The 8,979-nt window shown below is 71.5% G+C and carries 8 protein-coding genes and 1 pseudogene; 3 read left to right on the top strand and 6 right to left on the bottom strand.

Translation table 11 applies throughout. The annotated features are described in order from the left end of the window. Positions 1-643, top strand: a pseudogene (locus VJS38_RS00935) (DNA repair protein RecN); the annotation flags it as partial. 131 nt (positions 644-774) lie between these two features. Here VJS38_RS00935 and VJS38_RS00940 read toward each other — a convergent pair. Next, the gene (locus VJS38_RS00940) at positions 775-1,146 is read right to left on the bottom strand and encodes an endonuclease domain-containing protein (RefSeq protein ID WP_324086281.1); all 372 of its coding nucleotides are present in this window, start codon (positions 1,144-1,146) and stop codon (positions 775-777) included. A 143-nt stretch (positions 1,147-1,289) separates the two neighbouring features. Between VJS38_RS00940 and ligA the strand changes: the two genes are divergently transcribed. Continuing rightward, entirely contained in the window at positions 1,290-3,374 is a 2,085-nt protein-coding gene (gene ligA / locus VJS38_RS00945; RefSeq protein ID WP_324086282.1) for an NAD-dependent DNA ligase LigA, read from the top strand. A 7-nt stretch (positions 3,375-3,381) separates the two neighbouring features. Here ligA and VJS38_RS00950 read toward each other — a convergent pair whose 3' ends face one another. The 4 genes from VJS38_RS00950 to VJS38_RS00965 form a co-directional block, all read right to left on the bottom strand. Next, a complete protein-coding gene (locus VJS38_RS00950; RefSeq protein WP_324086283.1) occupies positions 3,382-5,196 on the bottom strand; it encodes an aminopeptidase P family protein in 1,815 nt (604 codons plus the stop codon). Between the two features lie 93 nt (positions 5,197-5,289). Continuing rightward, complete coding sequence (locus VJS38_RS00955; protein WP_324086284.1) at positions 5,290-5,712, bottom strand: hypothetical protein; 423 nt, start codon at positions 5,710-5,712, stop codon at positions 5,290-5,292. A gap of 75 nt (positions 5,713-5,787) precedes the next feature. After that, positions 5,788-6,654 carry a 50S ribosomal protein L11 methyltransferase gene (locus VJS38_RS00960; protein ID WP_324086285.1) on the bottom strand — a complete coding sequence of 289 codons (867 nt, stop codon included), beginning with the start codon at positions 6,652-6,654 and terminating at the stop codon, positions 5,788-5,790. Positions 6,655-6,705: 51 nt separating this feature from the next. After that, complete coding sequence (locus VJS38_RS00965; RefSeq protein WP_324086286.1) at positions 6,706-7,101, bottom strand: hypothetical protein; 396 nt, start codon at positions 7,099-7,101, stop codon at positions 6,706-6,708. A 172-nt stretch (positions 7,102-7,273) separates the two neighbouring features. Here VJS38_RS00965 and VJS38_RS00970 point away from each other — a divergent pair, with 172 nt between their 5' ends. Next, positions 7,274-7,702, top strand: a complete 429-nt coding sequence (locus VJS38_RS00970; protein WP_324086287.1) for a DUF7662 domain-containing protein — start codon at positions 7,274-7,276, stop codon at positions 7,700-7,702. A 59-nt stretch (positions 7,703-7,761) separates the two neighbouring features. Here the strand turns inward: VJS38_RS00970 and VJS38_RS00975 are convergent. Further along, on the bottom strand, positions 7,762-8,979 hold a 1,218-nt coding region (locus VJS38_RS00975), incomplete at its 5' end, for an ATP-dependent helicase (protein WP_324086288.1).

An 8,979-nucleotide genomic window follows, 5' to 3' on the forward strand; every position in this document is an offset into this window, starting at 1 on the left:
CAAGGCCGCCGAGGCGGCGCAGCAGGCCGCGCGCGACGCCTACATGACCGAGGCCGAGGCCTTGACCGCGGCGCGGCGCGAGGCCGGCGAGCGGCTGGCCCAGGCGGTGATGGCCGAGCTCGGCCCGCTCAAGCTCGACAAGGCCCGCTTCCGCACCGCCGTGGAGCCGCTGGGTGAAGCGCGGGCGGGCGCCGCCGGCCTCGACCGGGTCGCCTTCGAGGTCTCGACCAATCCCGGCGCGCCGTTCGGCGACCTGGGGGCGATCGCCTCGGGCGGCGAGCTGGCGCGGTTCGCGCTGGCCCTGAAGGCCGCGCTGGCCGGCCGCGGCGGGGCCCACCAGCCGCTGATGATCTTCGACGAGGTCGACCAGGGCGTCGGCGGGGCGGTGGCTGACGCCGTGGGCCTGCGTCTTCGCGGCCTGGCCGCCAGCGCGCAGGTGCTGGTGGTGACCCACTCGCCGCAGGTCGCCGCCCGCGCTGACGCGCATTGGCGCATCGCCAAGGCCGGCGAGGGCGATCGCCTGCGCACCGCCGTCGAGGTGCTCCCGCCCGACGACCGCGAGGAGGAGATCGCCCGCATGCTCGCCGGCGCCCAGATCACCGACGCCGCTCGCGCTGCGGCCAGGGCGCTGATCGGCGCGTAATTCTCTCCGGCGAGCGGTCCCGTAAGCGGGAGAGGAAAGCTGACCTTCCTTTCCCGCAAAGCGGGAGAGGGGGACCATCCGCCGAGCGCAGCGAAGAGCGGATGGTGGAGAGGGCAAGCCGCAAGCTCGGCCTACTCGCCTCGAATCAACTCCTCAGCTCGCAGGATGACGCCGTCGGCGACACAGTTCAGATTCCGATAGACCGCGGCCGCGCCGATCCGCAGGACGACGATCCCCTGCCTCGCCAGCCAAGCATCCCGCGCAGCGTCCTTGTCCCGCGCTTCCTCGTCCCAATGCGTCGCGCCGTCGATCTCGACCGCCAGCCGCGCGGCGGGGCAGTAGAAGTCGAAGATCATCGTCCCGTACGCGAACTGCCGGCGGAAGATCGGCTTGTTCGTTCCGCGGCCTTTGAGCCGCGACCACAGCATGACCTCGGGCTCGGTCAGCGCTCGTCGCATGGCTCGCGCGCGGTTGGAGATCAGGGTGGATACTCGAGGCGTCATGGCGGCGGCTTGCCCTCTCCACCACGCGCTTTTCGGCGCGCGGTTCCCCTCTCCCGCACGCGGGAGAGGAAATGATGTTCATGATATGTTCATTTCCGCAACCCCCTTCCGCCACCTGCGCGGCGTAGGTTAGACCATGCGCCATGGATGTCCGCCCCGTCGACCAGCTCACCGAAGCCGAGGCCGTCGCCGAGCTGACGAAGCTCGCCGACGAGATCGCCCAGCATGACATCCGTTACTTCCAGGACGACGCGCCCTCGATCTCCGACGCCGACTACGACGCCCTGAAGCGGCGCAATGCGGCGATCGAGCAGGTTTTCCCGCACCTGGTGCGCGAGAACTCGCCGTCGCTGAAGGTCGGCGCGGCGCGGTCGGAGCAGTTCGCGCCGGTCGAGCATGGCGTGCCGATGCTCAGCCTCGACAACGCCTTTTCCGACGAGGACGCGGCCGAGTTCGACGCCCGGGTGAAACGGTTCCTGAAGCTGGACGGCGAGGTCGCCTACACCGCCGAGCCGAAGATCGACGGCCTCTCGGCCTCGCTGACCTACGAGAACGGCCTCCTGGTCCGCGGCGCGACCCGCGGCGACGGCCGGGTCGGCGAGGACGTCACCGAGAACCTGCGCACGCTCTTCGAGATCCCCAAGCGCCTGAAGGGCTCCGGCTGGCCGGAGGTGATCGAGGTGCGTGGCGAGGTCTATCTGGGCCACGAGGAGTTCGCGGCCCTGAACGCCGCCGCCGAGGCCGCCGGCCAGCGCACCTACGCCAATCCGCGCAACGCCGCAGCGGGGTCGCTGCGCCAGATCGATCCGAAGATCACCGCCCAGCGGCCGCTGCGTTTCTTCGCCTACGCCTGGGGCCTGATCAGCGCCCCCTTCGCCGAGACCCAGTGGGAGGCGTTGCAGAAGCTGAAGAGCTGGGGCTTCCGGACCACGCCGCAGAGCCGGCGGGTGGAAGGGCTGGAGGGCCTGTTGGAAGCCTACCGCGAAGCGGAGGCCGTTCGCCCGCACCTCGGCTTCGATATCGACGGGGTGGTCTATAAGGTCGACCGGCTCGACTGGCAGCAGCGCCTGGGCTTCGTCAGCCGCGCCCCGCGCTGGGGCGTGGCGCGCAAGTTCCCCGCCCAGCAGGCGCGCACCGTGCTGGAGGCGATCGACATCCAGGTCGGCCGCACCGGGGCGCTGACGCCGGTGGCGCGGCTGACGCCGGTGACGGTGGGCGGCGTGGTGGTGACCAACGCCACCCTGCACAACGCCGACGAGATCGCCCGCCTCGACGTGCGCGTCGGCGACACGGTGGTGCTGCAACGCGCCGGCGACGTGATTCCGCAGATTCTCAGCGTGATCGAGACCGAGCGGCCGGCCGAGGCCGTCCCTTACGAGTTCCCGCGCGCGTGCCCGTGCCCTCTGACGACGCCGGTGGTGCGCGAGACCACGGCTTCGGGCGCCGAGACGGTGGTGCGCCGCTGCTCCGGCGAGTTCGCCTGTCCGTTCCACAAGCTGGCGCACCTGCGCCACTTCGTCTCGCGACGCGCCTTCGACATCGAGGGCCTGGGCGAGAAGCAGCTGACCGCCTTCGTCGAGCGCGGCTGGCTCACGGCGCCGGCTGACATCTTCCGGCTGCACGCGCATCGCGAGGAGCTTCTGGCGACCGAGCGTTATGGCGAGACGAGCGTCGGCAACCTGCTCGCCAACATCGAGGGCCGCCGCACCATCGCCCTCGACCGCTTCATCTACAGCCTGGGCATCCGGCACATCGGCGAGACCACGGCGGCGGTGATGGCCCGCGGCTACCACACCGCCGACGACTTCCTGGCGGCGATGGACAAGGTGGCCGACGGCGATCAGGAAGCCATCGAGGAGCTTGACGCCATGGACCAGATCGGCGGCGCGGTGATCGCGGCCGCGCGCGCCTATTTCGCCGAGGACCACAACCGCAGGCTCGTCCAGGACCTGAAGGACCAGTTGCGGATCCAGGACGCCGAGCGGCCGAAGACCGACACTGCGGTCGCCGGCAAGACGGTGGTCTTCACCGGCAGTCTCGAGCGCCTGACCCGCGACGAGGCCAAGGCCCAGGCCGAGCGGCTGGGCGCCAAGGTCTCGGGCTCGGTCTCCAAGAAGACCGACCTGGTGGTCGCCGGCCCGGGCGCAGGCTCCAAGCTGAAGACCGCGGCCGAACTCGGCATTCAGGTGCTGACCGAGGACGAGTGGCTGGCGCTGGTGGGCGGATAGGCCAGGGTTAGATCGGCGCGGTCGCTTCTTCCAGCCAGCTCCGAGCCTCAGGCTCCAGCTGCGGGCCGATCGCCTCGCGCACCCGCGCATGATAGGCGTCGAGCTGGGCGCGTTCCTCCTCGGTCAGCAGGTCGCGGGCGATGCAGCGGCGGTCGATCGGCGCCAGCGTCAGGGTCTCGAAGCCGAGCATCGGCCGCTCGCCGCCGGGGATCGGGGCCGCCTCGGTGACCACCTGCAGGTTCTCGATGCGGATGCCGTAGGCGCCTTCCTTATAGTAGCCGGGCTCGTTCGACAGGATCATGCCCGGCTTCAGCGCCACTGCGCTCGGCGACTTGGAGATGCGCTGCGGCCCCTCGTGAACGCCCAGATAGGCGCCGACGCCGTGGCCGGTGCCGTGGTCGTAATCGAGGCCGTGGGTCCACAGCGCCTGGCGGGCCAGGGCGTCCAGCGCCGAGCCGGTCGTGCCGGCCGGGAACCGCGCCCGCGCGAGCGCCAGATGGCCCTTCAGCACCAGGGTGAAGCGCTGCTTCATCTCAGGCGTCGGCTCGCCGACCGCCACGGTGCGGGTCACGTCGGTGGTGCCGTCGAGGTACTGGGCCCCCGAGTCGATCAGCATCAGCGAACCGGCCTCGGCCTTTCTGTTGAGGCGCTCCGTCGGACGGTAATGGACGATGGCCCCGTTGCCGGCGGCCCCGGCGATGGTGTCGAACGACAGGTCCTTCAGCGCTCCGGTGGCCTCGCGGAAGGCCTCCAGCTTGCGCACGGCGGCGATCTCGTCGGGCAGCTCGGCTTGCGCCTCGGTGGCCAGCCAGTGCAGGAATCGCGTCAAGGCCGCGCCGTCGCGGACGTGGGCGCGGCGGGTCCCCTCGATTTCGACGCTGTTCTTGCAGGCGCGGGGCAGGGCGCAGGGGTCCTCGGCCCGCAGAACCTCGGCGCCGGCGGCGGCCAGGGTGTCGAAATACCAGGCCGAGGACTGGGCCGGGTCGACCAGCACCGTCTGGCCCTTCAGTTCGGCCAGCGCCTGCGGCAGATCGTCGGGCCGCTCCAGCCGCACCTCATTGCCCAGCCAGGCCGGCAGCTCCGGCGTCACCTTGCGCGGGTCGAGGAACAGGCGCGCCTTGCCGTCGGCGGCGAGGATCGCCTGGCCGAGCGGCAGGGGCGAGCGGATCACGTCGCCGCCGCGGATGTTGAACAGCCAGGCGATGGAGGCCGGCGCCGTCAGCACCGCGGCCTGGGCGCCCTGGGCGGCGAGGGCCTCGCCCACGCGCCGGCGCTTGGCGGCGGAGTCCTCGCCCGCGTAGTCCAGCGGGTGGGGAACCACAGGGGCGGCCGGCTGGGCCGGACGGGCCTCGCCCCAGGCGGCGTCGAGCGGGTTGACCGGAACCGGCTTCAGCTCGGCGCCGGCCTTGCCGGCGGCGGCCTTCAGCCGCTGCAGGGCGTCGGGACTGTGCAGCCGCGGGTCGTAGCCGATCGCCTGGCCCGGGCGCGCCGCCTGCTCGAGATAGGCGCTCACCCCGCCCTCGACGAGGTCGCGGATCTCGAAGGTCGCCTGGTCGACCTGGTCGCGGACCTGCAGGGTGTAGCGCCCGTCGACGAAGATCGCCGCCTTGTCCTGGAAGATCACCGCCGCCCCGGCCGAGCCGGTGAAGCCGCTGGCCCAGCCCAGCCGGTCGTTGGCCGCGGGCAGGTACTCGTTCTGGTGCTCGTCCTCGTGCGGCACGAGCAGCCCGTCCAGCCCCTGCTCGGCCATCGCCTTGCGGATCAGCGGCAGGTGCCTGGGGCCGAAGGACGGGTCGGTGGTCTCATCGAAGGTCTGGCGCATGCCACCGATGTAATGGCTTCGGGCTGGGCGGTGAAGAGTGGCCAGAAGCTCCCCCGCGTGCGGGGGAGCTTCCGCGAAGCGGGTGAGGGGGCGTTATTGCGCCGGCTGCTCCTGCGCGGGCGCCGGCGCGGATTCGACCGAGCTGGCGTCGCGGGCGGCGTCGCCGGCGTCCCGGGCCTTGTCGGCGGTCTGGTTGGCCGCGGTCTGGGCGGCCTCGGCGGCGCGCTGGCTGGCGCGGCTGGTGGACTCCACGGCCGACTGGGCGGCCTGGCTGGCCTGCGTCGCGGCGCGCTGGGCGTCTGTCGTGGCGGCGGAGAGGCTGGCCTGGGCGGCGCCCTGGTCGCGCGCCGCCTGCAGCTGGTCCTGGCTGTTCTGGTTGCTGAAGACGAAGAGCAGACCGGCGACGGCGATGATCGCCACGATGGCGGCGATCCACCAGCCCGCGGCGCTGGAGCGCACGGTCACGGGCTCTTCCCGGACGGTCGTGCGCTCCACGTACTCGCGGTCGTTGGGCATTGGCTTTTCCTCCTGAAGCGGCTTGCCTTTTGAGGCGCCAAAACGTCGGCCCGCCTTTGGAGGTTCCAGCGCGTCCTAGGGCCGCTGCAGCACCAGGGTCGCCCAGGCGTCGCGGTGCAGCCGGCGCACGATGCGCATGCCACGCGACAGATAGGCGGCGCAGACGCGCCGCTCCTGGGTCCGCAAGAGGCCCGAGAGGATGGCGATTCCGCCGGGGCGCAGCGCGCCCTTGATGTCGGAGGCGAGCGCCACCAGCGGCGGGGCCAGGATGTTGGCGAACACCAGGTCGTAGGGCGCGCCTGCCCGCACCTTCCGGTCGTTCAGGCCGAAGGCGTGGACGAAGCGGGCCTGGGCGTGGTTCAGCGTCGCGTTCTCGTTGGCGATGCGCACCGAGACCGGGTCGATGTCGGTGCCGACGGCGAGGGGCGAGCCGGTGCGCGCCGCGGCGATCGCCAGCACCCCCGTGCCGCACCCGACGTCGAGCACGCGCGCAAAGCGCCTCGCCTTCAAGAGTTCGTCGAAAGCGAGCAGGCAGCCCACGGTCGTGCCATGGTGGCCGGTGCCGAAGGCCGCGCCGGCCTCGATGCGCAGGTTGACGGTGGAGGCGGGGGCGAGGCCCCGGTCATGGGCGCCGTAGACGAAGAACCGCCCGGCGCGCACCGGCGGCAGGCCCGACAGCGCCATCGCCAGCCAGTCGGCGTCGGCCAGCTTCTCGGTCGTCACCCGCAGCTCTGGATAGCCGCCGAGCAGCTCGACCAGCGCCGCGCGCTCGCTCTCCGCAGTCGGGAAGGCGTCGATGCGCCAGACGTCGTGGTCCTCGTCCTCCTCGAGGATTGAATAGGTAAGGGTCTCGGTGGCGGGGGCTTCGTCCAGCGCCGCGGCGGCGGCTTCGGCCACGGCGCGCGGGCCGCGGGCGATGATCTGCAGGGCGTCTTCGGTCATGAGCGCCCTGCTAGAGCGCAGCGGCGCAAAGGGGAAGCCGGTTTCGCGCGCTCACGGATTGACGCGGGTGTCGCCGGCGGCCTCCGGCGTGGCCTCGTTGTCGACGACCGGCAGGGTGATCGGCGGGCCGCCGTCGGTGCTGGCGATCGCCGAGGCCTCGACGGCCGCGCTGGCGGCGTCCGCGGCCATCGCCGGCGGATGGCCGAGCGGCGAGAGGTAATAGGTCTGCGGATCGGGCGCGATCGGCGTCGACGGCCCCGCGGCGGCGGAGGCCAGTCGGCGCCAGTCCTTGCCCAGCACATATGCCGGGATCTTGTCGGTCTCGCGGGCGCCAGCGCCGCTTTCGACGGCGGATGCGGGCGCCGAGGTGGTCAGGCTGGCCGCCTGGACCCGCGGCTGCGGCGAATCGCTCGCCGCCTCCGCGGCGGGGCGTGGCCGCTGGGCCACACTCAGCACCAAACCTATGGCCAGGGCCAGTCCAGCGCCTGCTAATAGCCACGCTTTCACTTGGCAGGCCCCCCTTTGGGTTCGCCTCTACAGTGCACGGGCGAGAAGTTGGTTCACCGCCCCGCTGGCGCCATCTTCGTGAGGCATGGACTCATTTGTCGGAGAACGCCGAATGACCATGATCGTCGCCATGAGCAAGTATAGCCCCCTGTCCGAGCACTTGGCCGCACATCCCGCCGACGAATGGCGGCCGAGCTTCTCCGAGCTGGAAAGCGTCCTGGGCTTTCCGCTGCCGAAGGCCGCCCGCTTTGGCCGCGCGTGGTGGGCCAACGATCCGGAAAAGAGTCACAGCCGCGCCTGGACGGTGCATGGCTGGGTGGTGGGCGACGTCGACCCGGCCGCCAAGCGCGTCGAGTTCCGCAGAGGCGCCCGGCTCGTGCCCGACGTGGTCCAGCCGGCGGCGGTGCAGGAAGCCGCGGCGGTGTCCGTCCAGCCCGTCGCCCGCAAGGCTGGAGCCACGGCGATCGCCGCGGCCGGCGTCGCCGTGCTTGCAGGGCTGAGCGCGGTGGTGCTCCAGGCGATGCGCCGGGCGAGGGCGTAGCCCAAATATTCCGTCATGGCCCGACTTGTTCGGGCCATGACGGATGGAAGGGGTGCGGGTCACTGCTTCTCGACGAAGCTGTCGATGACCTTCTTCTCGCCGGCCTTGTCGAAGCCCACGGTCAGCTTGTTGCCCTCGACGCCGGTGACCGTGCCGTAGCCGAACTTGACGTGGAACACGCGGTCGCCGCGCCTGTAGGCGCTGGCGGCCGAGCTTTCCGACACCGCCACCAGCCGGCCCTCGCCCTCGATCACCTGCTGGCGGCCGGGGTGGCTGCCGCGATAGCCCTGGGCCTGGGCGCGCTTCCAGCCGGGCGAGGAATAGCCGGCGCCGAACGAGGGGCTCTCGTCCCAGCGGCTGCCGTGCTGCTGCATGCCGGGCCCGCCGCCGTAGTAGCCGGTCTCGGACGAGGCCTCGACGTTGGCCGGCGGCAGTTCGTCGACGAAGCGGCTGGGCATCTGGCTGGTCCAGCGGCCGTAGACCTGGCGGTTGGCTGCGAAGGAGATCCGCGCCTCCTCGCGGGCGCGGGTGATGCCGACGTAGGCGAGGCGCCGCTCCTCCTCCAGGCCCTTCTCGCCCTTGTCGTCCATGCTGCGCTGGGAGGGGAAGACGCCCTCCTCCCAGCCGGGCAGGAAGACCAGCGGGAACTCCAGGCCCTTGGCCTGGTGCAGGGTCATGATCTGCACCGCGTCGCCGCCGGACTCGCGCTCCAGGTCGAGCACGAGCGAGACGTGTTCCAGATAGGCCTCCAGCGTCTCGTGCTCGGCCATCGAGCTGACCAGCTCCTTCAGGTTCTCCAGCCGCCCCTGGGCGGTCGGCGTGCGGTCGAGGCGAAGCGCGTCGGTGTAGCCGCTTTCCTCCAGCACCTGCTCCATTAGCCGCGAGTGATGAATGCGCTCGGCGTCCGCCCGCCAGCGGTCGAGGTCGCGCAGGAAGTTGGAAAGCGCCGTGCGCGTCTTGGCCGCCAGCTCGTCGGTGCGCACCAGCTCGCGCGCGGCGGCGCTGGCCGGGACGCCGTTCACGCGGGCGATGTGCAAGAGCTTCTGGACCGTGGTCTCGCCGATCCCGCGCTTGGGCACGTTGACGATCCGCTCGAAGGCGAGGTCGTCGTCGGGGCTCTGGATCAGCCGCAGATAGGCATGGGCGTCGCGGATCTCGGCGCGCTCGAAGAACCGTTGGCCGCCGATGATCTTCAGCGGGATCTGCAGGAGGGCGAAGCGCTCCTCGAAGGCGCGCATCTGGAACGAGGCGCGCACCAGGATGGCGATGTCGCGATA

It is taken from the genome of Phenylobacterium sp., assembly GCF_035276905.1.
Taxonomy (GTDB): Bacteria; Pseudomonadota; Alphaproteobacteria; order Caulobacterales; family Caulobacteraceae; genus Phenylobacterium.